Genomic DNA, 24899 nt, shown 5'->3' on the forward strand with positions numbered 1-24899 from the left:
GTGGCGGTCATGATACCAGCTTCAGCCCGACCGCTGCGCCTAAAATCATCGTGATAAAAACAATTCTCCGCCAGTCTCTTGATTCTCCAAAAAATAACATGCCGACAATTGCGCCCCCTGCTGCACCGATTCCTGTCCAGACGGCGTAGGCCGTGCCCATCGGCAATGTCCGCATCGCAAACGACATAAACAAAAAACTTCCGCCGAAAGCAAGCACCATGAGCAGCACAGACTGCAGATTGCGGCGGCGGTTTACCATATTCATGGCGGCCACGCCGAGCATTTCACATAACCCTGCAATGAGTAGAGAAGCCCAAGCCATCAAGAATCCGCCTCCCCGCTGCTTTTTTCATTTTCCGCAATCCTTAAGCCGATAATGCCCGCCAGCAGAATGAAAATCAAAACAATTTTTATGAAACTGAACGGCTCGCCGAAAAATACGATTCCGGAAAAAACCGTTCCGGCTGTGCCGAGCCCGACAAAAACGGCATACACCGTTCCGACCGGCAAATCCTTGCTTGCCGCAATGAGTGCGTAAAAGCTTGCAGTAATGGCAACCAGCGTGCCCGCCCATTCTAACAAATTATCCGCATGCTTTAGCCCGATGACCCAAAAGACTTCGAAAAAAGCACCAACAAGAACAATGAGCCAGGACTTGTTCATTTCAAACACCTCCATAAAAAATCCCGGCGAGCTGCACAAAAAGCATCCCCCGGGTTGCATGGCAAAAACGTGATCCTTCATCTAACCTTTTTGTCAGCCGAAAAGAAACGCGTGTACATAATCATATGTATTTTTGGCAAGCAGCAAAAATGTGACGGCGATAAACAGCGCGCGCACATAGCCGCTCCCCTTTTTGATCGCGAACCGCGAGCCGATGATGGAGCCGGCGATTTGCCCAAGGCCCATCGGAATCCCGTAGGCATAATGAACCTGCCCTAAAAAAATAAACATAAGGAGGGCCGAGATATTGCTGCCAAAATTTAAAAACTTCGCGTTTCCGGCTGCTTTTAAAAAGTCAAACCCGATCATGAGGTAGGCAAACATTAAAAAGGAACCGGTGCCCGGGCCGAGAAATCCGTCGTAAAAACCGATCAGAAAAATGAGTGCCGTAAACAAAATCAGCCGGCGGACGGATAACTTTTTATACGCCATGATTTTTCCCCAGTCTTTCTTCGTCACCGTATAGATGCCGACTGCGGCAAGCATGATCAGCATCAATGGTTTTAACACATCCGGATCCATGAGATGGACGGTGTAAGCGCCGAGCATCGAACCGAAAAAGGTGAGCGGAAACATTTTATAAATGGAAGATAAATCAAGTTTCCCGGAACGATAAAATACAAATGTGCTTGTAAATGACCCCATTGTCCCCGCGAGTTTGTTGGTAGCAACCGCTGCAGACGGCGAAAGCCCAGTAAACAGCAGGGCAGGCAGGGCAATCAGGCCGCCCCCGCCGACAACAGAATCAATAAAAGCTGCACAAAACCCAAAACCAACTAACAGTGCCAACATGGATGGATCGAGCCCGAATATCATAAAATCAGCCTTCCTTTTTTATCACTGTTGTTATCGTAGCGAAAAATTTAAAAATTGTAAATATCTTTCCGCTCTGGGCATGTGCAAAATTTTTCCAACGGAATGAATAAGGGACTTCCGTGTGCTTTACTATTATGCATTATGCTGTCCGTATCAGCAGATAAATAAAGTATGGTGCGCCGAGGATTGAAATGACAATCCCGACCGGCAGTTCCATGGAAGGTATCACGACTCTCCCGATTGTATCAGCCAAAAGCAAAATGTTTGCCCCAATCAGCGCCGTTAAGGGCAGGGAAAATTCATGTTTTGTCCCCATAATCCCGCGGGCAATGTGGGGCGCAATCAGGCCGAGAAACGTAATCCCGCCCCCGACCGCTACACAGCATCCGGCCAGCCCGACCGCGGTCCCGAGAAGTTTCAGCCTTTCTTTTTCAAGCGGCACCCCGAGCCCTGTGATGACCGGCTCATCCAGACGCATAATATTCAAGTAACGGGCTTTGTATATAGCAAATGGGAGCAGAACAACCAGCCAGGCCAAAGTGACAAGGACATAATCCCAGTTTGTTGCCCAAATGCTTCCGGATATCCAGGTCAGCGTTTTTGTAAAATCTTGGGGATCCATTTTCATTTGCAGGACTGTTGTTGCCGCATTAAAAGCCGCATTTAATCCAATACCTGTTAGAACGAGACGACCGGGCGCCACGCTTCCGCCTTTTTTTGCAAGCAAATAGACGAGGATCGCCGAAAGAAAGGCGCCGGTTAATGCGAAAAACGGCATGACAAAAATAGAAACTACCCCGGCAAGAAAGGCCGTGCCTTTAAAAAAGAATGTATATAATACAACGGAAAAGCTTGCCCCTGCATTCACGCCGATAATGCCGGGATCTGCAAGCGGGTTTCTGGAAATGCTCTGGAGAATGCCGCCTGAAACGGCAATTCCGGCGCCAATCAGCATCGCGAGCACGATCCGGGGCAGACGGAATTCAAACAAGGTCATCCGCTGGTTGCCAACATCACTGCCGAAAAAGGCAGACCATATTTGCGGAAACGGAATGTTCATCGTGCCCGTCCGGATGCTGGCAAAAAAGAGGACGATCAGCAAAACAAGTAGGATAGTGCAAAGCATGCTGAATTTCCGTTTGTCGGTTGCAAGCCGTTTTTCCACTACAATCCGCCCCCTTCTCTTCGTGCCAAATAGAGAAAGAATGGGACGCCGATGATGGCGGTTACTGCGCCTACTGGTGTTTCAAAAGGGGCATTGATCATTTTTGCAGCATCATCGGCAATGATCAACAAAAGGGCGCCCAGAATCGCTGAACAAGGGATGATCAAACTATAATCCGATCCGACAAGGAAGCGGGTAATGTGCGGGATGACCAATCCGACAAACCCGATCATCCCGGCAATGGATACAGCCGCCCCTGTCAGCAAAAGAACGGCCACAATGCCTGCGATATAAACAAATACCGTATTTTGGCCGAGTCCTTTTGCGATTTCCTCCCCGAGGCTTAAAATGGTGACGGCGCGCGAGATGGCAATGGCGATAATCACACCGGCAATGATGGCCGGAATGACATACTTGAGCTGGCTGGATTGCACACCGCTCACGCCGCCTGCATACCAGTAGCTCAAATCTTTTGATATGTTGAAACGAAGCCCGATCGCCGTAGATAAGGCGCTAAGCAGAGAAGTAACGGCTGATCCGGCAAGCGCCAGCTTCACAGTGGTGTTCCCGCCTCTGGATAAAGCTGTGATTAAAAAAACGAGGGCCGCCCCCAAACCGGCTCCGGCAAAAGATATGAAAATCAGGCTCTTGTAAGAAATGCCCGGAAAAAAAGCATAGGCAATCGCCATAAGAAAAAGGGATCCCGAGGTTACCCCCAAAATAGACGGGGATGCGAGCGGATTTCGCGTCATTCCCTGCATGACCGAACCGGAAACGGCCAGCCCGGCACCGACGCATAAAGCGGCAATGGCACGCGGCAGCCGCAATTCATGGATGACGACATGGGCCGGGTTGTTTGCATCATAAAAAAACAAACTTTTCCATACAGTTGTATAGCCGACATTCGATGCACCCAATTGAATGGAACCCGCGACGGCAAGTATGATAAAAATCCACCCGAAGCCGAGGATAAAATAAGCCAGTCGTTTTTTATACGGTTGATCCTGCACGCGGTGTGCCGCTTTACTTGTGTGCGCTTTTGCCATCCCTGACTTCCTTCCTTCTATTTCGATACGGTTAAAAATTTATGATTCAAAAAGAAAAAAGATTGACAGAATGAAAAATTTTCGCTTTAATTGATGTTGATAATCATTATCATTTATCTGTCTACAATATTTTAACATAATGCCAGGGGGATGAAAATGTCTTACAATCTAAAATTAAAAAAGATTTTCCAAATATGCGGGATTGTCTTTCTGTCCGTTGCCCTTGCTGCCTGCGGGAACAGCCAGTCCGGAAATGGAAACGGAAACAAGCCTGCCGGCGGTTCAAAAACCCGGACGGTAACAGACGTGATGGGGCATAAAGTAAAAGTGCCGGCTCATCCGAAACGCGTCATTGCGACTTATTTGGAAGACCATCTTGTTGCACTCGGGGTGAAGCCTGTCGCACAATGGAGTGTCAGCAACGGCATTCAGGAATATTTGCAGGACGATTTACTGAAAGGGGTACCGGCTATTTCTTACGACCTGCCTTATGAACAAGTGCAAAAATTCAAGCCGGATTTAATCCTGATTGACGATGCCAGTATGGTGGAAGGCGGGAAGTATGAACAATACAGCAAAATCGCTCCGACCTTTGTCGTAAGCAAAAAGCAAAACAGTGACTGGAGAAAAGAACTGCTTACTGTTGGGAAAGTGTTGAACAAGGAAGCAAAGGCAAAACAAGTGCTCGCAGATTATGAAAAAACAGCCAAGAAAGCAAAAGCACAACTGGCGAAAAACGGAAAAGCGCCTTCTGCTGCTGCAATCTGGCTTGTGAACAATAAATTTTTTATCGTATCGAAAAATGTATCAAGTGGGGACGTCCTGTACAATGATTTAGGTTTGAAGGTGCCGGCTGTTGTAAATGAAATTTCTGCAAAAGCAACCAGCAACTGGAATGCTATTTCGCTTGAAAAATTAACCGAGCTGGATGCAGACTATATTTTTTTGATTAACAGCGATAAAACCCACGCAACAGAGCTGGACAATGCATTATGGAAAAGCATTCCTGCCGTCAAGAAACACCATGTAGCTGAATTTTCTGCTGATACCGGCTGGCTTTACTCTGGCGCGATTGCAAACAAAGAGATGATCCGGGATGTATTAAAAACGATCAAATAATCCTTTTCGCGGCCTGCCGTCCATGTTGCATGGACGGCTTTGGCTGCGGGAAGAACATATTGATGTTTCCAAACCCGGCATCATGCGGATACGGGGGAAGAACACCCTTATTCCAACTGGAAAGGCCCAAAAAAGGAGAGCCTTTCCTCCGAAAAAAATTTGCAAAATTTCAAAAGTACAGGAAGGGCAGCAGGAAATGCTTAAATTGCGGAAAAACCTGGAGATTGCCGGTGAAAGTATGTGTAAAATTTTACTCGAAGGGGCAAATGAGTGGAAAAAAATGGGAAGACGCTCTATCATCTAATTGTACACTTCAAGATGAACATCTAGAGAGAGAGGTCTTCCCATGGATATTATATCAATAATTGCTGGATTATTAAAGGATACAAAGAGTCTTATCGAATTTGAAGAACAGCTTAAACTTCTGATGCAGAAGGCTTTTACACAATGGGTTGGGGAAATATTTGAAGAGTTAGATAAAACAATTAAACAGGAGAAGTTAGAGGAGGGCTGGGTGTACTGCCGGAGTGATAACAGAAACATTCAGTTTCTATTTGGAAGTGTGACCTTTAAACGCTCATTAATGCATGACAAGAGAGGAAATTCCCATTATCCTCTGGATGAATGGTTAGGGCTGGTACCACACCAACGATACAGCCCGTTAGTGGAATTAAAGGTGGCAGAGTTGGCAAGTGAGAACACCTATCGGGAAGTAGCTGATATTTTAAAAGAGTGGACAGCAGTGAGTCTTAGTCACACAACTGTAGGGAACATGGTAAAACACGTAGGGAAAACTCAGGCGGAAGCCGATAAGGCACTTGTAGAAGAGCTAGAAATAGCTGTTTCCCTGCCTGAGGGGAAGAAGGTAGACTACCTGTTTTCTGAAGCAGATGGTGTATTCGTTCGGGGACTAAAAAAGAAACAGAGTATGGAAGTCCACCACGCCATTCTCTATGAGGGATGGGAAACCAATGGTAAAAGGGTCTCCCTGCGTCAGCCCACAGTCATCATGACGACGGAAGACATTCAGACATTTTGGGATGAAGTCCAAGCCACAGCTGCCAACACCTATTCCCTCGAAAAAGCGCATGTCATTACAAACAGTGATGGAGGTGCTGGGTACACAGCTGAACGGTTTCAAACAGCATTCTCACAGTCGGAATTTCCGGTGCTCAACCAGCTGGATACCTACCACGTTGCACAAGCCATCATAAGGACATTTGGGGGCGGAAAGAGCGAGATCAAGGAGCAAATTAGAAAAGCGATTAGAACGCATGACCTGGACCAATTCACGTTATATTTGGATACGCACGAAAGCACCTTGACGGATAAAAAGGCCCTCAAGAAAATCAAGGAATTCCGTTCGTATATCTTGAAAAACTGGGACCGCATTTTTGACTGGAGAGACAGGGTGAAAAACGTGCCGGAAGGTGCGAGAGGCCTAGGAGCGATGGAATCGAATCAAAGGCATATCTCCTTCAGGATGAAAAAAAGGGGCATGCATTGGAGTGAACTTGGCGCAGAAGCCATGGTGAAAATCAAACAAGGCATACTCAATGGGACATTGAGAGAAGCCTATCTGAAACACCGTTCAAGAAGCGAGAGAAAGCAACGGAACTTGAAACAATTCATCAGGATGTCTCAACTACTCAAGCAGCCTGTACGCCCGTCAGTGGGCGTAAAGCACGGATCAGTTGCCCTGCATTCAAGCAGTTCATCGGCAATGGGACATTTAAGCAAAATATTAGAGCTTTCGTTTTAAGCCTGGCTCAGTGGGGACTGATCGTTGAGGCGCGCGAAATTTACGAGACTCCTGCGGGAAAAGCGAGCCAGGAGAGACCCCGCAGCGAGGTACGAGCGAGGAGGCTCGCCGGCCGCCCGCGGAAAGCGAGTGAATTTCGCGCGCCTCAACATCCCCGTTATCCATCTTTATACGGAAATATTACATCTTTTCCGAAAATTACACCGAGCAAGTAAAGCACGGTAGCCGAAAGTGTACAAAAAGAGTGTCTTGGAATACCCGATATTTAAACCTTGTCGAGAAAAACTTGACACATACCCGGTGAAAAATCGATTTGACACCTATTTGGAAACCTTATAGAATGAAATTGATATTAAGAATCATTTTCATTTAATGCCAGATTCATAGGAGGAACTGAGATGCCAAAGCTTTGTGCAGAAAATTTAAAAGTTGCCTATGGAGATCATGAAATTATTAAAAACTTAAATTTAAATATACCAGCCGGAAAAATGACGGCGATCATCGGCCCGAACGGATGCGGCAAATCCACTTTGCTGAAGGCATTGGCGCGCATTCTCTTTCCGAAAAACGGGTCCGTTTATTTGGATGGAAAAGAACTGGCAAGACAATCAACAAAGAAAATTGCGCAAAAGCTTGCGATTTTGCCCCAGTCTCCGAGTGTGCCGGAAGGACTGACGGTTTCGGAACTTGTATCTTATGGCAGGTACCCGCACCAAAAAAGGTTTGGAAAGCTGAATCGTGAAGATTGGAAAGCCATTCACCGGGCCCTTGAAATGACCGGGACGGAAGAATTGAAAGACCGTCCTGTGGATGCGCTTTCGGGCGGGCAACGGCAGCGGGTCTGGATTGCGCTCGCACTTGCGCAGGATACCGAAATGATTTTACTGGATGAGCCGACAACCTATCTGGACCTGTCCCATCAGCTGGAAGTGCTGGAACTCTTGCAGGAGCTGAACAGAATGGAGCACCGCACGATCGTGATGGTGCTGCACGATTTAAACCAGGCCGCCCGTTTTGCGGACCATATCGTTGCCATGAAAGATGGCGAAATCCTTTACGAGGGCAGCCCCGAAGCTGTGGTGACAGCGGAAATGATGCGGGAATGTTTCGGATTGGATGCCCAAATTGCGCTTGATCCGAGGTGCAAAAAACCGGTTTGCCTTTCCTATGATTTGATTAAACCGTATAAAGAAGTACGCGCACAAATGGCGTAGCCACTTTTTTTATGAGCGGGATTGGAGGATCTTGGCATTGGACCATGAAATCTACGATGTAACCATTATTGGCGGCGGGCCGATTGGCTTGTTTACGGCGTTTTACAGCGGCATGCGGAAATTAAAGACGAAAGTGCTGGAATCTAGCGGCCAGCTGGGCGGAAAAATCTCGATGTTTTATCCGGAAAAAACATTGCGGGATATTGGCGGGATCCGGAAAATAACAGGCGGGGATCTTGTGAAGGAACTGATCCGGCAGGCGGAAACTTTTTCGCCAACGATCCTTTTTCATCAGCATGTATCCGGATTACAGCGGCGCCCGGACGGTATCTTTATGTTAAGTACGGAAAATGGCGGCCTTCACTTGACCAAAACGGTTATCCTCACTGTCGGGGCGGGCATTTTTAAACCGATTAAGCTTGATATTCCGGGGGCAGAGCGCTATGAATCCGGCAATCTCCATTATGCCGTCGATGACTTGAATCGTTTTCGCAACAAGCGGGTGCTGATTTCTGGCGGCGGGAATGCGGCAGTCGACTGGGCAAACGAACTGGCCGGGATTGCCGAAAGCATTACGATCGTCCACAGGCGGGAAGCATTCAGCGGGCATGAATCCGATGTGTCCGAAATGGTGAAAAATGCACGCCTTTTTACCCCTTACTGCATCTCAGCCCTGCACGGAACAGGCAATAGGATCGAACGCGTTGCGGTGAAACAGGTCGGGACGGGCGAAGAAATGTGGCTTGAAGCCGATGAAGTTGTCGTGAACCACGGCATTCAGGGTGATTATGGTGGCATTTTAAACTGGGGTCTTAAAATGAAAGACGAGCGGATCGAGGTCAATGGCGCGATGGAAACGAATATACCCGGGATCTTCGCGGCAGGGGATGCGGCAATTTACCCGCACAAATTAAAATTGATTGCCGGGGGGTTTGCGGAAGGCCCGGTTGCTTTAAACAGCGCCGTCCGCTATATGTGCCCGGATGCAGAACCGATGGCCATGTATTCTACGCACCACGAAGATTTTGTAGATAAAAACGGCCGCGAAAAAGAACCACAGGCACGCTAAAAGCTAATAAGGGCGTTGAGATGTGTCTCAGCGTCTTTTTTGTGTGCACTGAAAAGCAGCAAAATGCGCATCCGCTCCTTTCTGTCCGCACATGGCGGTAATTACAGGGAAACGGCGGATATCATGACCCGCCGTCTGTTCATGCGCTGCGCTTGTTATTTTTAAATTCGCACCGCACCACTAAAAGGGTTGCGTAAGATTGTATTTCCTTTTTGTGTTTTTTCAGGTCTTCAAAGTCATGAAGCGGAGGGGCCGGGGCAGAATCATCTTTTGAAAAACCAATGGCTCCTAAAATCTTTTTGCCGCTTGCCGATTCCGCGCTGTCAACGCCGCTCAAGGAAAACGCGTTGATGTCTTTATCCCCTGCTGCCGGGAAAGTTTTAAATGTGCTGAAAGTGGTATTGCCTTTACCCGTATAGATGCCTTCGATGACCTTATAACGTTTGCTGTTTTCGCTTACCGGAGAGGCTGTGAACATAATTGTCCCTTTCTTCCCCGCTTCCCCTTCTAGTTCAAAAAGATGGTCATTCACCAATTTTCCGTATTTGTATTCTTCCAGCCAGATTCTAACGGATTTATACTTGTTAGGGTCGACACGGTATTGATAAAGAAAAGAGTTGTCCGTTGAAGCGTGTAAAATGGCTTCTTCATTTGCCGTTAGTTTTGCCGGTTTAAATGTGTTGGCATTGGCAGGCTTCCCGCTTTTCCCAAGCAGATTCCATCCGGTGAGAACACAGAGCAACAGCAGGGCCAAGCATGCAAACAAAACTTTTTTCATAAAACACCTCCCTAGCTTATTTTATCATTAAAATTGAAATGTTTTAAATACTTTTTGGAAAAGAAAACGCCGCTCATACGGATGTTTTTACGATCAGCGGTTTGTCGGCTATATAAGTTGGGCTTAACATTCCTGCTCCTTATGCGTTGCCAAAAGCCATATCTAACCTTGAATTTTGACGAGAAAAATCTATGTACGGTTTGCTGAATAAGCAAAATTCATAGATGTGGGCAAGGATGCTGACAGCTTAGGAAAAAATTTAAATGCAAGGGTTTTATGAAAGACCCATGAAAAAGTTGATCCAACGTATAGAGAAGACAGAATCGCATTTTCGCAGATGGATTCTTCTAGATCTTGCTGACAAATTGGGTACAAACGCAGAATTGGATCCGGGGTTCAGCAAACCCTAATATAGACGGGTTCTATGTGAAGGAAGGCCTTCGTTTTTTCGTGCTTTCTTAATGTAGACGCCTTCTATGTGAAGGAACAACGTCATTTTTCTACGCTTTCTTAACATAGACGGGCTCTATGTAAAGGAAGGCATTCGAATTTCCGTGCTTCCTTAACGTAGACGGGTTCTATGTGAAGGAAGGCCTTTGTATTACCGCGCTTTCTTAACGTAGACGGGTTCTATGTGAAGGAGGGTCATCGAATTTCCGTGTTTTCTTAACTTAGACGCGCCCTATGTGAAGGAAGGTCTTCGTTTTTTCGTGCTTTCTTAACGTAGACGAGCTCTATGTAAAGGAGCAACGTCTTTTTTCCATGCTTCCTTAACATAGGGTTTGCTGAATAAGCAAAATTCCTAAATTTGGCAAGGATGCTGACAGCTTAAGCAAAAATTTAATGCAAGGTGCAAGGATTTTATAAAAAATCCAGGGAAAAGCTTGCACCAGAATCGCATTTTCGCAGATGGATTCTTCTAGATCTTGCTGACAAATTGGGTACAAACGTAGAATTGGATTCGTTCAGCAAACCCTATGTTCATTTTATATAGGATGAAATGGAAAAAGAAAGGGTATCCTATTTTTGGAAAAGAACAGAACGGGGTGGAAAGGTGAAACGCATCATCATTATACTGCTCAGTACCGGCATGATGTTGCTTTTGGCCGGGCTTATGGTCTATTTTATTATAAAGCATGATACATTGCGGTGGGGAATTGCGGCCGGCGGGATTGTGTTAAGTGCGCTGCCGCTCGGCTTATTATTTTTAAAACATAACCGGATCAATACGCCCTCGATTATTGGCTGGTATATTTTCGTGATTTGTTCCATCTGCCTCGGTTCGATCGCCGGATTTTACGGGCGTTTTTCGTGGTGGGACACGTCCGTTCACTTTTATAAGGGCATTTTTACAGCTTGTATCGGCGTTACGCTGTATAAAATACTGGTTCCGGAGACGGCAAGGCGGGGCATGTCGCGCTTGATTCCCGCATTGTTTGCCCTCGGGCTTGCGATAACAGGGAGCGTTCTTTGGGAGATGTATGAATTTTTGGGGGATGTAATTGCCTCCCATACGATGCAGCGTGGCGGCAATACCGATACGATGGTGGACTTGCTGGCCGGATTTTTTGGCGGGGTGCTGATTGCGATATATACTGGATTCAGGAAACAAAATGTATAAGAAAGAAAGTGGAAATATGGACCGGAAAATTGTGTTTGGAATCAGCTTGGTTTATGTACTGTGGATGGCCGTTTTATGCGCCATGCAATATACGGCCGGCGCGTCCTGGAAGGCTGCGGTCGCTGCGGGCGGGGTGATCTCGGGCGCAATTCCGCTTATCCTTTCGTGGGTTCCGCGCCTTCGGTTCCACCTGCCCCTTGTCATTTCTTATTTTCTTTTTTTAACCGGCTCCCAATATTTCGGATCGATCCGTGGCTGGTACGGCTTAGGCTGGTGGGACACCTTCCTGCATTTCGTGAGTGGCCTTCTTCTTGGATTTGCCGCGATCGCACTTTATGAACGGCTTGTGCACCGGGATGCGGGCAAGGCGATCTCCGCATGGTTTGTATTTTTATTTGTGCTTGGGTTTGCCGCGCTTGGCGGTGTAATGTGGGAGATCTATGAGTTTTCGGGTGACCAATTTTTTGGCACTACTTTGCAGGGCGGCGGAAACAAGGATACGATGACCGATTTGATTGCAGATGTGCTCGGCGGCCTGGTTGTGGCAACAGGGTCCGGGATACGAACGAAACGAAAGTGAGAAACAAAAACCAGCATGCCGCATGCGTGTGGAGCCCTGTGTTTCTGGACCTTTAAGAATGGTGGAATTTTAAAAAAATCTGCGGTTTTCAAGAAACCGGCGAAATAGAAATGGCTTGAGGAAATAAAGCGGAACCAAAAATCAATGGAAAGCGGATCTGAAAAACCAGCCATTTTCCAAAAACCAATGAAAAATGGCAAAACTGCGGAAAGATCATCCGGGACACCGGCGAAAAGGAAGAAAAAATTGGCACATCATGAATCCCGGCTATCCAACCGGGATGTTTTTTCAATTATTTTCCCCCACCGGAAAGCTTTTGGTGTATAATTCAACAATGGGCAAGTACGGAAGCATTCGAATTTTTGTTGAAAGTGAGTGATCCCCGTGGGACGCAAATGGAATAATATAAAAGATAAAAAAGCAGCAAGGGATGCCAATACGAGCCGCATTTATGCGAAATTCGGCCGCGAAATCTATGTTGCTGCGAAACAGGGTGTGCCGGATCCGGTGGCAAACAGCGCGTTAAAAATGGTGCTCGAGCGTGCCAAAACATACAGCGTGCCGAAAGCGATCATTGACCGCGCGATTGAAAAAGCAAAAGGCGGCGCTGATGAAAACTATGACGAACTGCGTTATGAAGGCTTCGGCCCGGGCGGCTCGATGATCATTGTCGATACGTTGACGAACAATGTCAACCGGACCGCATCCGAAGTGCGCGCCGCTTTCGGGAAAAACGGCGGCAATATGGGGGTGAGCGGTTCAGTCGCGTATATGTTTGATAAAACGGCAGTCTTTGGCATTGAAGGAAAAACAGCGGATGAAGTACTGGAGCTTTTGCTTGAGGCTGATATTGACGTCCGCGATGTCTTTGAAGAAGACGGTGCCGTCATTGTTTACGCGGAACCGGACCAGTTTCATGCGGTTCAGGAAGCTTTTGAAAATGCCGGCATTACGGAATTCACCGTTGCCGAACTGACAATGTTACCGCAAAACGAAGTCACATTGCCGGATGAGGACCAGGAGAAGTTCGAAAAACTGATTGATGTGCTGGAAGACCTGGAAGATGTCCAGCAAGTTTACCATAATGTCAATTTAGGCGATTAATTAAGATGGACGGCGGGGCAATCCCGCCTTTTTTCGTATAAGCAAATTTCTTTGAAAGTAAGGCCCTGGTGTGTGAGCACATTTTCCGGCAAGCACGCGAATGTTGTCACATACAGAACCCGTATCAATAGACGCAAGAAAACTGAACCGGTATAATAAAAATACAATTTATTGTACATAATAGAGGGGATATTCTGTGAGCGAACATCCGAATATACATGTGGGCGGTCTTCAATTTGAATGGGAATTGGAAAAAGGAAGATTCATTTTCGAAGGGGAAGATGCGGTCCTTTTCTGGATTCCAACTGCGATGCGCGATCTGTTTACTACAATTGAAGAAATATCCGGGGAAGAAGCATCCAATGTTGTCTTTGAAACAGCGGGTTTCCGTCAGGGATTGCTCGTTGCCGATTATTTTAATAAAATCAAAGATTTCGATGTGAAAAAGGCGTCTGAACTCATTACCACTACTTACGCATCAGCGGGCTGGGGAAGAGCCGTGATGAAAGACATGAACTTTGATCAGAAGACATTGACGATTGAGCTGAAAGACAGCTGGGAGCATAAAATCAATGTGGCCCAGGGAAAGAAAACGGGCAGCAATTTTCTGCCTGCCCACTACGCTGGTATTTTTACCGGACTGTTCCATACAAATATATGGTATAAAGTCGTCCGGTATCAGATCGAAGGCCACGACTCCACGATCATTGAGTATTTCCCGTCGGATATCACGGTGTCACATAATATTCACCAGCTGGCGCGGAAAAAAGAAGCTGAGCAGATTATTCAGCTGGAGGCGCTCGTCGAAGATAAGACGCGGGAGCTGAAAGAACTCATCAAGCAGCTGTCCTCACCGATTATTCCGATTTTAGACGGCATTGTCGTCGTGCCTTTAATCGGGAAATATGACGATGAACGTGCCGAAGAGCTGGTAGAAAAAACATTGAAAAATTTGCCGCAGTACAAAGCAAAGTATTTGGTGCTTGATTTAACGGCACTCGATGTGGAAGACGATCCGCACAGCATCCAGTTTATTGAAAATATCGGAAAAGCATCTTCCTTAATCGGCACGCAAACGATCCTTGTCGGTATATCGCCGTCCATGAGCATGACCATTTCTTCTTCCGGGCTTGATTTCAGCCAGTTTGACTGCTTCCAGACGTTGCAGCACAGCATCCACTATGCGCTCGGACAATTGGGGAGGAAAATACTCTGATTGGCAAGGCCTGAAAAATCTGTTTCAAAAAGCGGGAGATTTGTTTCCCGCTTTTTTTATTTTTTACCGGGAAGATTCAACACAAATCGAGGAAATTCGGCTTATTTTTTTATTGAAATTTTCGAATGATTGTTTATAATGAAATTAACATACTAACCGGTTAGTCAACGGGGAGGGGATGAATCATATGGATTTTGATTACTCACCAAAAGTGAAGGCACTGATTTCAAAGCTTGAGCGTTTTATGGAAGAAAACGTCTATCCGGGTGAAAAGATCTTTGAGGAACAACTGAATGCACAGGAAACACGGTGGGCTGCTGTTCCGCCGATTATGGAAGAATTGAAGGCAAAAGCAAAGCAGGAAGGGCTTTGGAATTTGTTTTTGCCGGACAATGAATACGGGGCCGGGCTTTCGAACCTCGAGTATGCCCCGCTTTGTGAAATCATGGGAAGATCCATCATCGCCCCCGAAGTATTCAACTGCAACGCACCCGATACAGGAAATATGGAAGTGCTTGCCCGGTACGGAAGTGATGAGCAGAAGGAAAAATGGCTGAAACCGCTTTTAAACGGCGAGATCCGTTCGTGTTTTTCTATGACAGAGCCGGATGCTGCTTCGAGTGATGCGACCAATATTTCATGCAGTATTGTACGTGACGGTGATGAATATATTGTGAACGGGCGGAAATGGTGGTCATCAGGCGCCGGCGACCCGAGGTGCAAAATTGCGATTGTCATGGGAAAAACCAATCCGGATGCACCGCGGCACGAACAGCAGTCTATGATTCTCGTACCGCTCGATACACCCGGCGTGAAGATTGAGCGGATGCTCCCGGTTTTCGGTTATGATGATGCCCCGCACGGCCATGCGGAAATTACATACGAAAACGTGCGGGTGCCGGCTGAAAATATCATTTGGGGGGAAGGAAAAGGGTTTGCGATTGCGCAAGGGCGGCTTGGGCCGGGCAGAATCCATCACTGTATGCGGCTGATTGGAGCTGCAGAGCGTGCGCTTGAACTTTTATGCAAGCGCATACAAAACCGTGCGCCGTTTGGAAAGCCACTCGCCGAACAGGGTGTCATCCGGCAGTGGGTGGCCGAGTCGCGTATTGAAATCGAGCAGGCACGGCTTCTGACATTGAAAGCAGCGTATAGGATGGACACGGTCGGCAATAAAGTGGCGAGAAAGGAAATTGCAATGATTAAAGCAGTGGCACCGCGGATGGCGCTTGCTGTGATCGACCGTGCCATCCAAGCGTTCGGCGGCGCCGGCGTTTCGGACGATTTTCCGCTCGCCCGGCTGTGGGCCAACGCGCGCACATTGCGGCTTGCAGACGGCCCGGATGAAGTCCACCTCGACCAGATTGCAAGGCTTGAGATAAAACCATACCAGGAAAGGGGATCGGCCGATGAACGTGTTAGAACTGTTTAGTTTAAAAGGAAAAACCGCCATCGTGACAGGCGGCGGTAGGGGGCTCGGTGAACAAATCGCGCGGGCATTTGCGGAAGCGGGGGCGGATGTCGTGCTCTGCTCCAGAAAAAAAGCGGCATGCGAAGAAGCGGCTGCACGCATCGAATCGCTCGGGGTGAGAGCGCTTGCAATGGAGTGTGACATTACAAATCGCACCCAGGTTGATGAAGTAGTCGCGGAAACCGTGAAGCAGTTTGGCAAAATCGACATCCTCGTCAATAATTCCGGCGCAACTTGGGGGGCGCCTGCCGAAGAGATGCCGATTGAGGCATGGGAAAAAGTGATCAGCACGAATGTGACCGGCACTTTCCATATGAGCCAGGCAGCCGGAAAAGTCATGATCAAACAGGGGCACGGCAAGATTATCAATATTGCCTCCATTGCCGGGCTTGGCGGCGTCGATCCGCGCATCATGGACACGATCGGTTACAACACAAGTAAAGGGGCGGTCATCACGTTTACAAAAGATCTCGCTGCCAAATGGGGCAGATACGGCATCAATGTGAATGCGATTGCGCCGGGCTTTTTCCCGACAAAAATGGCCAAAGTCATCATTGAACGCGGCAAAAATCCGATATTGGAAGCAACGCCGCTCGGCCGATTCGGAAATGATCAGGATTTAAAAGGTGCAGCTGTTTTTCTAGCATCCCAAGCTTCGGACTATGTGACAGGGGATGTGCTGCTCGTCGATGGCGGCATGCATGTGCTTTAAAAACCGACATGCCGGACGGTAATCGGTGCCTTATTAAGCCTAGGGAAACAGTCCATTTGGCAATGAAAAACAAGGGGGATTTGGAATGGAAAACAAAGTATGGCATGCTGTCTATACCGATGAGATTCCGAAAGAAATTGAAGTGCCGGATACGCCGCTGTACCAAATACTTGTTACTGCAGCCGAAAAGCACCCGGACCGGACTGACCTCTCTTTTTACGGCAGAAAGACGACCTATGCGGAACTTTACAAAGCATCGCTTGCCTTTGCTTCCGCCCTTCAGAAAAGAGGCGTGCAAAAAGGCAGCAGAGTGGCGATCATGCTGCCGAACTGCCCGCAGTATGTCGTGTCCTATTACGGTGCGCTAATGGCAGGTGCTGTGATTGTCCAGATCAATCCGATGCTTGTCGAACCGGAGATCAGGCATATATTAAATGACTCGGGCGCAGAAACCATCATTGTCCTAGATGATTTGTACCCGAAAGTGCAGGCCGTCCGCCCGGAAACATCCTTGAAAAATGTTGTCACAGCCAGTTTTAAGCCGGCAGCCGGCCCTTTGGATGATGCTGAACCCTTTGATGCCTTTTTACAGGCAGGCACGGATTACAACCCTCCTGCGCTCGACCCCCGGGAGGATATTGCCGTACTCCAGTATACGGGCGGCACCACTGGCCGGTCAAAGGGTGCGAGGCTGACCCACCGAAACCTTCTTGCCAATCTGGTGCAAACCTATGCATTTTTCAAACCGGTCATGGGGCCGGGAGAAGAACGGATTTTGACCGTTATTCCGCTTTTCCACGTGTTTGGCATGACATGTGCCATGAACTATGTAATCTACACCGGTTCGGAATCGATCATGCTGCCGCGTTTTGATCTTGAAGAAGTTCTCCAGACCATCAAGGAAACGCAGCCAACCTATTTTCCGGGTGTCCCGACGATGTATGTTGCCATCACGAACCACCCGAAAGCGATGGAGTACGGGCTGGATTCCATTAAGACCTGCAACAGCGGGAGTGCACCGATGCCGCTCGGACTTTTGCGCCAGTTTGAAGAAAAAACGGGGGGGCGTCATTGTCGAGGGGTATGGCCTTTCGGAAGCTTCCCCGGTTACACACTGCAATCCGGTTTTCGGAAAACGCAAGCCGGGCAGCATTGGGATCGCGATACCATCAACAGATTATAAAATCGTCGATGTTGCAACCGGCACGGAGGAACTGAAACCGGGCGAAGTGGGCGAACTGATTGTAAAAGGCCCGCAAGTGATGAAAGGGTATTGGAACATGCCGGAAGAAACGGCGGAAGCACTTCGGGATGGCTGGCTGTACACCGGCGATATCGCGAAAATGGATGAGGAAGGGTACGCTTATATTGTTGACCGCAAAAAAGATATGATCATTGCAAGCGGCTATAACGTGTACCCGCGCGATGTCGAGGAGGTGCTGTATGCGCATCCCGCCGTCCAGGAAGCAGTGGTGATCGGTGTGCCGGATCCATACCGGGGTGAGACGGTCAAGGCGTTTGTCGTGTTAAAAGAAGGGCAGAAGATGACGGAAGAAGCACTGAGCGAATATTGCAGCGCCCATCTCGCCCCGTATAAACGCCCGAAGATCATAGAGTTCCGTGATGCGTTACCGAAAACAAATGTCGGGAAAATTTTGCGCCGCAAGCTGCGCGAAGAAGAAAAGAAAGTGCGCGAGTAAGAGCAGAAACGTGAAGCCGGGCATGTGATATAATTTTCTTAATATAGTAATAGATGGAGAGGACCGGCATGAAAGCGAAGATTACGGAACACAGCATACGCTTGTTTGAACAAAAAGGCTTCACGGAGACATCCATTCAGGACATCGTCGACAGCATCGGCGCGACAAAAGGCACGTTTTACTATTATTTTTCCAGCAAAGAACAACTTTTGATGGACATTCATATGGACTATATTACGAAACTTTTGGAAAAACAGAAGGCCATTCTCTCGGAAAACGCATCGTGCAAGGCAAAACTGCATGCGCTTGTCCTGATGCTGCTTGAAAGCATCAAAACGGAAAAAGCAAAAGCCCTGATCTTTTTCCGGGAGATCAAAAATTTAAGCGGTGAAAAGCTCGAACTGATTTTACAAAAACGCGAAGCTTTCCGCCTCGGGGTTGAAAAGCTGATCCGGGAAGGCATTGAGATCGGCGAGTTTGCGGAGCATCTGGACGCGAATCTTACTTCCTTTGCCATTCTCGGCATGGTGAACTGGAGCTACCAGTGGTTTAACCCGGAAGGTCGGAAATCGGCGGCAGAAGTGGCAGAACTGTTCATGGATATCGTCCTGCACGGGATTGAAAAAGCATAGAACCATGCAGCTGTCGTAATGGTGTTGTTTTGAGATCGAGCAAGCGGGCTGAACGGATTGAAAAAGCACATTACGTTACGGCGGCTGTATTTGAGAATGGCTTTGAGAAATAGAGGTTTAGTATCGGAATTATTCATAGCCAGGATCCTGGGATGTGCATCACCTACAGCTTCCGCAATGAGTTTGTATTGAGCGAGCTGCATGGGATGAAAAAGCGCATCACGTTATCGCAGCTGACAGAAAATGGCCTTGTGAAAAGAAGGGATTGCAGCAGCGGATCAATCATGGCCAGGACTTGGAAGGTGCAACACCCTACAGCTTTCGCAATGAGTTTGTATTGAGCGAGCTGCATGGGATGAAAAAGCGCATCACGTTACCGCAGCTGACAGAAAATGGCCTTGTGAAAAGAAGGGGTTACAGCAGCGGATCAATCATGGCCAGGACCTTGCAAGGTTGTAAAACCGTACAACTGCTGTAATGAGATTGTATTGCGGGACTGCACGAAATCGAAAAAGTGCATTACAATGCGGTAGCTGGAATTGGGGACGGCCTTGTGATGAGCAGACTGCACGGGATGAAAAAGCGCATCACATTGCGGCAGCTGTGACAAGAAATGGTCTTGGGAAAAAAAGGGATTGTAGCAACGGATCAATCATGGTCAGGACCTTGCAAGGTTGTAAATCTACAGCTACCGTAATGGTGTTCAAGCAAAAGGGAGGGATTTTTTTGCATGAATTGAAATTACGGACACGCTTTTGCGAAACAGATGCTATCGGACATATTAACAACACCAGTTACTTCATCTACTTGGAAGATGCCCGTTTGAAATTTTTTGAAAGCATTGGTGCAAGCGTAGAAATAAAAGATTTCAATATTATTTTAGCTTCAGTAAAATGCGATTTTGTCAGCCAGGCGTTTTATAATGAAGAACTCACGATCAGGACCGGTGTGGCAAAGCTCGGCAATACGAGCTGTGAACTGGCTCATGAAATTCTGGATGCAGAAACCGGCCGCTTGATCGCAAGGGGGAAAGCGGTTGTCGTTTTTTTTGACTTTGATAAGCAGCAATCCCGCCCGATTCCAGATGACATAAGGGGCATCCTGGAAAAGCATTTGCAGACGGCGATGTGAAAAACGATCTGCCTATTACGGGATACAAGGGGGAGAGGAAAAATGCATTCAGACACAATTCCGGTCCGCAAAGGGGAAGAACTGGACTTAACCAGGCTGCAGGAATACCTGCAGAAGAAGTTTCCGCAAATGCCGAATGTACCGCTTGGAATCGCACAATTTTCAGCAGGCCGTTCGAATTTGACCTATCAATTAAAAGCAGGTTCGTGGGAAGCAGTGCTCAGGCGCCCGCCGCTTGGCCCGGTTGCCCCGAAAGCGCATGACATGGGGCGCGAATTTCGCGTGCTGAAGGCGCTCCGGCCATTTTTCACACCGGCGCCGGAAGTGTTGCTTTTCGAGGAGGACCCGTCTGTGATCGGCGCTCCGTTTTTTCTCATGGAAAGAAAGCATGGTATTGTGCTTGACACCGCTTTTCCGCCGGGAGTGGAGCCGACAAAGGAGACGTGCCGGCGGATTTCCGGTATCATGGTTGACCGGCTTGTGGAACTGCATGCGATCCCATATGAAAAGACAGAGCTCCTTTCCATGTCAAAGCCGGATGGTTTTCTCGAACGCCAGGTGAACGGCTGGATTGAGCGCTACCTGCGTGCGAAGACGGATGAAATTCCGGAAGCAGAGCCGCTCATCCATTATTTGCGTGATCATATTCCGCCGCAACAAGGTGCAGCCGTGATTCATTATGATTATAAGCTGAATAACGCCATGTTTAACGAAGATTTTTCGGAAATGACTGGCCTGTTTGACTGGGAAATGGCGACCATCGGCGACCCGCTCGCAGATCTTGGCGCTGCGCTCAGCTACTGGACGGAAAAAGATGACCCGGATTTGATCAAAAATGGGCTCGGTGAACCGTCCGTCACGACGCTGGACGGCTTTATGACACGCCGCGAGTTTGTCGAAGCCTATGCGAAAAAAAGCGGGCGCGACGTCTCGAACATCGATTATTACTTGATTTTCGGTTACTTTAAGCTCGCCGGCATTTGCCAGCAAATCTACTACCGCTACAAACGCGGCCAGACACAAGACCAGCGTTTCGCCCATTTCGGCAACGTCGTCCGCAGCCTGATCCGTCACGCGGTGGAAGTGGCGGAAAGGGTGTGATTGGGGATTTTTCTTATAATGGGTGAAGGTGGATTCACGTTGTAGTTAAGACTTCCGGATCTGATTCTTTCCCGCAGTTAACTTTTGTTTGATTGGCATTTGGATTGTGCGTAACAAGGGCTTTGTATGAGCTTCTGTTACGTTTTTTTATGACCTGATTGTCGCTCCATTAAATTTTTGTCAACTGACAGGGTCAGCTTATCGTATGAAACATTTCAGCATGCTTCCTGACATCAAAATTATGTAAAAATGAGTAAGTCAGAGGTATTCTTTTTTAATTACAAAATCAAGAATACTCATGTCGGCGAAACAAATTTTGCAATCATAAAACGAGAAAAATCATCTGAAAAATCGTAAACTATTACTCGAAGGGAGATGGAGCTATGGAAGACTACTTGATGTACTTGAATGGTGAGTGGACAGGGGAAGGACTGCCAAAAATTAAAGTGGACAACCCTGCGTCCGGCGAAGTGATTGCGACGATTCCAAAAGGCGGAGAAAAGGAAGCCAGGCTTGCTGTGGATGCGGCGCATACGGCTTTTCCGGCGTGGGCGGCGCTTTCTGCCTATGAACGAAGTGCTTACCTCCGCACGTGGTTTGAACTGATCCGCGAAAATGAAAATGAGCTTGCCAGGACGATGACCATTGAACAGGGCAAGCCGCTAAAGGAAGCACTCGGTGAAATGCGTTACGCAAATGGCTTTATCGAGTGGTTTGCCGAAGAAGGAAAGCGTGTGTATGGCGAAACGATTCCGGCATCCACCACCAATAAACGCCTGTTTGTCCATAAACAGCCGGTCGGCGTTGTCGCGGCCATTACCCCGTGGAATTTCCCGGCTGCCATGATTACCCGCAAAGTTGCGCCTGCGCTTGCTGCCGGCTGCACCGTTGTCATCAAGCCGGCAAAACAGACACCACTTACTGCTTTGAAGCTTGCTGAGCTTGCTGCAAAAGCCGGCATTCCGAAAGGCGTCATCAATGTAATAACCGGGAGTGCGAAGGAAATCGGGGACACTTGGCTTGCCGATGAACGCGTCCGCAAACTTACTTTTACCGGATCGACCGAAATCGGGAAAGAGCTGATGCGCGGCTCAGCTGACACAGTGAAAAAAGTGTCGCTTGAACTTGGTGGGCATGCACCGGTGATCATCACAAAACATGCGGACCTCGATAAAGCTGTAGAGGGCACGGTTGCAGCAAAATTCCGCAACGCCGGTCAGACTTGTGTGTGCTCGAACCGCATTTATGTACAGGAAGAAGTGTATGAAGCTTTTACCAAGAAATTTACAGAAAAAGTGAAAGCACTCCGTGTTGGGGACGGCCTTGCAGAAGGAACGGATATCGGTCCGCTGATTGACCGGAATGCGGTTGAAAAAGTAGAACATCACGTCAAAGATGCAGTGGAAAAAGGGGCTACCGTGGAAACAGGCGGCAGCGCGAAAGATGGGTTGTTCTTTGAGCCGACAGTCATTTCCAATGTTACCGATGATATGATATGCATGAATGAAGAAACATTCGGGCCGCTTGCACCGGTAACGAAATTTACGGATATTGATGAAGCAATTCGGCGTGCCAATGATTCCATTTACGGTCTTGCTGCGTATGTGTTCACGGAAAATATTTCAGAAGGCATTCAAATTGCAGAGGGGCTGGAATATGGCATTGTCGGGCTGAACGACGGGCTTCCGTCCACGCCGCAGGCCCCATTCGGCGGTCTCAAGCAGAGTGGTCTCGGCAGGGAAGGCGGCCGTTACGGCATCGAAGAATTTTTGGAAGTCAAATATATTTCGCTCGGTTTATAAGTACCTGGATCGGCCTGCAGGAAAAAAGTGGGATCTCTAAAAATGGGGATCCCACTTTTTTGATCCTAAACCAGTTGCGGTACTTGGCTCGAATGTTTTTGAGGCAGATCCGGGGAAGTGGTCCAAAGGTCTTTTACAGGCTTTCAAAAAGACAAAAAGGGATCAGGCCAGAGCTCAAAATGTCCCCTAGAAGCCGTCGGGACCACTGAAAAAGTCAATCTGAAAATTCAAAATAATTATATGTACAATAAATTGAAAAAAAATACCCCCAGTATTTGGTATAATAAAGTTATACTACAAACCAAAACCAAACTGGGGGTATCTATCATGCTTAAAGAAAAAGATAATCAATTAAGCATCTATTCCATATTATACGATAAAATTCCTGAAAATCATACACTTAAATTATTAAGAGATGAAGTGGATTTTAGTTTTATCAATAAAATGCTTGAAAAAACTTACTGTAAAGAATATGGAAGGCCAGCAAAAGAGCCCGAACTTATGGTTAAAATCTTGGTGTTACAAAAACTCTATGACTTATCTGATGAGAAAGTTATAGAAAATTGCTCATTAAACCTTGCATATATGTATTTTTTAGGAATCAATCCGGAAGACGACCTCCCTCACCCAAGTCTTTTGGCAAAATTTCGTAAAAGTAGATTAGAAGGCAATCTCACTATAGATGAAATTATTATTGAAATCATAAACCAATGCATTGAAAAAGGAATTTTACAAAAGGTTTCTGGTATAACGATTGATTCCACTCATACAGAAGCCAACACCAAAAAATATAGACCGGAACGAGTCATGAAACAATTAGCGAAAAAAATCTTTAAAACCGTTAAAGAAGAAAACGGAGAAATACCAAGTGAAATCAACCAAGAAATCCCTGATTATAAAGAAATAGAAAACCATGATGAAGCTAGAAAAACAATGAAGTCCTATCTTGAAGAAACGGTATCAAAGGTAGAAGAACTAGTTGAACTGGAGAAAGCACCTGAAACAAAAGCACTCGTTAATAATGCGAAAGAAATTTTAGCAGACCCGAAGTTTATGGAGCAAAAAGGGGTACGATCGATTGTCGACCAAGAAGCGAGAATAGGGTATAAAAGCAAAAATGATCCTTTCTTTGGTTATAAAACGGAATTTATGATGACAACAGAAGATCGAATGATTACAGCTGTTCATACTGGTAATGGAGCTTATGTGGATGGAACGAAGTTTGATGAATTATTAGAGTTAACCAAGAAAACGAGAATAAAAATACCAGAAGTATATGGTGATAAAGCCTATTTTAAAAAGCCAATCTTAGACAAAATCTCTGAACTTAAAGCAAAGGCATACATCCCTGTAAGTGAAGCTGCATATCGCATAGACGAAGAAAGATTCAGTTATAACAAAGATTCTGACGAGTGGTTCTGTAGTCAAGGAAACAAAACAATCAAAAAGAAACACTATATAAGAAAATGTGGAAAAGAAACGTATAATTACTATTTTGACAGAGAACAATGTAGAAATTGCCCAATGCGAGAAGTTTGCATAACCGGAAAAACAGTCGGAAAAGTATTAGGGGTCGGAATCAACACCCCAGAATTTTATGAGTATAGTCAACAACAGAAATCGGAGGGATTTAAAGAGAAGTATAAAAAAAGAGCATGCCAAGAAGGGAAAAATGGCGAAATGAAGAATTTCCACGGGTTAGATCGTGCCAAATGGTACGGTCTAAAAAGCATGGGCTTACAAGCCAAGCTAACAGCCTTGGCAGTAAATTTAAAGAGGATAGCCGCCATACTATCCTCTAAAAAGGCGAATTATAGCCAAACATTTGTCATTTTTACTAATTTCTATGGTAAAGAGTACCATTTACAGAAAATTTCTTACACTACACAGCAAATTTTACATAAAAAAATGGCTTTTTTCAGTGGTCACGAGACCTTCAAAAAGACAAAAGGCAATGATTCTCGCCCCAAGATGTCCCCTAGACGCCTTCAAAAAGACAAAAAGGAGTGGGGATCGAGCCAAAATGTCTTTTTAAGATGCTCAAAAAGACAAAAAGGATCTGGGCAGTGGTCCAAGTGTCCTTTAGAAGCCTTCAAAAAGACAAAACGGGGGTGGGACTGAGTCAAAATGTCTTTTT

General features: G+C 46.9%; 21 protein-coding genes and 2 pseudogenes. 17 read left to right on the forward strand and 6 right to left on the reverse strand.

Annotated features, from left to right (window positions below; genetic code table 11):
- Positions 1–7 precede the first annotated feature (7 nt).
- The 5 genes from NST70_RS01430 to NST70_RS01450 form a co-directional block, all read right to left on the reverse strand.
- On the reverse strand, positions 8–322 hold the full coding sequence (locus NST70_RS01430) for a multidrug efflux SMR transporter (protein WP_014096381.1): 315 nt from the start codon (positions 320–322) through the stop codon (positions 8–10).
- The gene (locus NST70_RS01435; RefSeq protein ID WP_014096380.1) at positions 322–663 is read right to left on the reverse strand and encodes a multidrug efflux SMR transporter; all 342 of its coding nucleotides are present in this window, start codon (positions 661–663) and stop codon (positions 322–324) included. The genes NST70_RS01430 and NST70_RS01435 overlap by 1 nt, the downstream gene beginning before the upstream one ends.
- Before the next feature lie 93 nt (positions 664–756).
- A complete protein-coding gene (locus tag NST70_RS01440) occupies positions 757–1539 on the reverse strand; it encodes a TSUP family transporter (protein WP_013858187.1) in 783 nt (260 codons plus the stop codon).
- 139 nt (positions 1540–1678) lie between these two features.
- The gene (locus tag NST70_RS01445) at positions 1679–2704 is read right to left on the reverse strand and encodes an iron ABC transporter permease (RefSeq protein WP_081355881.1); all 1026 of its coding nucleotides are present in this window, start codon (positions 2702–2704) and stop codon (positions 1679–1681) included.
- The gene (locus tag NST70_RS01450) at positions 2704–3750 is read right to left on the reverse strand and encodes an iron ABC transporter permease (RefSeq protein WP_014096378.1); all 1047 of its coding nucleotides are present in this window, start codon (positions 3748–3750) and stop codon (positions 2704–2706) included. The genes NST70_RS01445 and NST70_RS01450 overlap by 1 nt, the downstream gene beginning before the upstream one ends.
- Before the next feature lie 156 nt (positions 3751–3906).
- Here NST70_RS01450 and NST70_RS01455 point away from each other — a divergent pair, with 156 nt between their 5' ends.
- From NST70_RS01455 to NST70_RS01470, 4 genes are all read left to right on the forward strand, one after another.
- A complete protein-coding gene (locus NST70_RS01455) occupies positions 3907–4869 on the forward strand; it encodes an ABC transporter substrate-binding protein (protein WP_014096377.1) in 963 nt (320 codons plus the stop codon).
- Positions 4870–5215: 346 nt separating this feature from the next.
- Positions 5216–6631, forward strand: coding sequence for an ISLre2-like element ISBco6 family transposase (locus NST70_RS01460; protein ID WP_342475533.1), 1416 nt, complete (start codon positions 5216–5218; stop codon positions 6629–6631).
- Positions 6632–7029: 398 nt separating this feature from the next.
- Positions 7030–7845, forward strand: a complete 816-nt coding sequence (locus NST70_RS01465; RefSeq protein ID WP_014096376.1) for an ABC transporter ATP-binding protein — start codon at positions 7030–7032, stop codon at positions 7843–7845.
- A 31-nt stretch (positions 7846–7876) separates the two neighbouring features.
- Positions 7877–8914, forward strand: a complete 1038-nt coding sequence (locus NST70_RS01470) for an NAD(P)/FAD-dependent oxidoreductase (RefSeq protein ID WP_328229864.1) — start codon at positions 7877–7879, stop codon at positions 8912–8914.
- Between the two features lie 139 nt (positions 8915–9053).
- Here NST70_RS01470 and NST70_RS01475 read toward each other — a convergent pair whose 3' ends face one another.
- Positions 9054–9692 (reverse strand): hypothetical protein, encoded by a 639-nt coding sequence (locus NST70_RS01475; protein ID WP_017550727.1) that lies wholly within the window; start codon positions 9690–9692, stop codon positions 9054–9056.
- 1054 nt (positions 9693–10746) lie between these two features.
- Here NST70_RS01475 and NST70_RS01480 point away from each other — a divergent pair.
- The 13 genes and pseudogenes from NST70_RS01480 to NST70_RS01540 all read left to right on the forward strand — a co-directional run.
- Positions 10747–11313, forward strand: coding sequence for a membrane-spanning protein (locus NST70_RS01480; RefSeq protein WP_235430871.1), 567 nt, complete (start codon positions 10747–10749; stop codon positions 11311–11313).
- Positions 11306–11893 carry a hypothetical protein gene (locus NST70_RS01485; RefSeq protein ID WP_014096372.1) on the forward strand — a complete coding sequence of 196 codons (588 nt, stop codon included), beginning with the start codon at positions 11306–11308 and terminating at the stop codon, positions 11891–11893. Before NST70_RS01480 ends, NST70_RS01485 begins: the two co-directional genes overlap by 8 nt.
- Positions 11894–12277: 384 nt before the next feature.
- A complete protein-coding gene (locus tag NST70_RS01490) occupies positions 12278–12997 on the forward strand; it encodes a YebC/PmpR family DNA-binding transcriptional regulator (RefSeq protein ID WP_035182699.1) in 720 nt (239 codons plus the stop codon).
- 196 nt (positions 12998–13193) lie between these two features.
- Positions 13194–14213, forward strand: a complete 1020-nt coding sequence (locus tag NST70_RS01495) for an STAS domain-containing protein (protein WP_014096370.1) — start codon at positions 13194–13196, stop codon at positions 14211–14213.
- A gap of 187 nt (positions 14214–14400) precedes the next feature.
- A complete protein-coding gene (locus NST70_RS01500) occupies positions 14401–15645 on the forward strand; it encodes an acyl-CoA dehydrogenase (RefSeq protein WP_342475552.1) in 1245 nt (414 codons plus the stop codon).
- On the forward strand, positions 15623–16396 hold the full coding sequence (locus NST70_RS01505) for an SDR family oxidoreductase (RefSeq protein WP_026685136.1): 774 nt from the start codon (positions 15623–15625) through the stop codon (positions 16394–16396). Before NST70_RS01500 ends, NST70_RS01505 begins: the two co-directional genes overlap by 23 nt.
- A gap of 85 nt (positions 16397–16481) precedes the next feature.
- Positions 16482–18096: pseudogene (locus NST70_RS01510) on the forward strand (long-chain fatty acid--CoA ligase).
- A gap of 68 nt (positions 18097–18164) precedes the next feature.
- Positions 18165–18728 (forward strand): TetR/AcrR family transcriptional regulator, encoded by a 564-nt coding sequence (locus NST70_RS01515; RefSeq protein ID WP_017550721.1) that lies wholly within the window; start codon positions 18165–18167, stop codon positions 18726–18728.
- 265 nt (positions 18729–18993) lie between these two features.
- On the forward strand, positions 18994–19206 hold the full coding sequence (locus NST70_RS01520) for a hypothetical protein (protein ID WP_017550720.1): 213 nt from the start codon (positions 18994–18996) through the stop codon (positions 19204–19206).
- A gap of 248 nt (positions 19207–19454) precedes the next feature.
- On the forward strand, positions 19455–19859 hold the full coding sequence (locus NST70_RS01525) for a thioesterase family protein (protein ID WP_017550719.1): 405 nt from the start codon (positions 19455–19457) through the stop codon (positions 19857–19859).
- Positions 19860–19901: 42 nt separating this feature from the next.
- Positions 19902–20960, forward strand: coding sequence for a phosphotransferase family protein (locus tag NST70_RS01530; protein ID WP_017550718.1), 1059 nt, complete (start codon positions 19902–19904; stop codon positions 20958–20960).
- A 383-nt stretch (positions 20961–21343) separates the two neighbouring features.
- Positions 21344–22762, forward strand: a complete 1419-nt coding sequence (locus NST70_RS01535; protein WP_342475554.1) for an NAD-dependent succinate-semialdehyde dehydrogenase — start codon at positions 21344–21346, stop codon at positions 22760–22762.
- A gap of 327 nt (positions 22763–23089) precedes the next feature.
- Positions 23090–24565, forward strand: a pseudogene (locus NST70_RS01540) (IS1182 family transposase); the annotation flags it as partial.
- Positions 24566–24899 lie beyond the last annotated feature (334 nt).

This window comes from Weizmannia sp. FSL K6-0777 (genome assembly GCF_038593185.1).
Classification (GTDB): Bacteria; Bacillota; Bacilli; order Bacillales; family Bacillaceae_C; genus Weizmannia; species Weizmannia faecalis.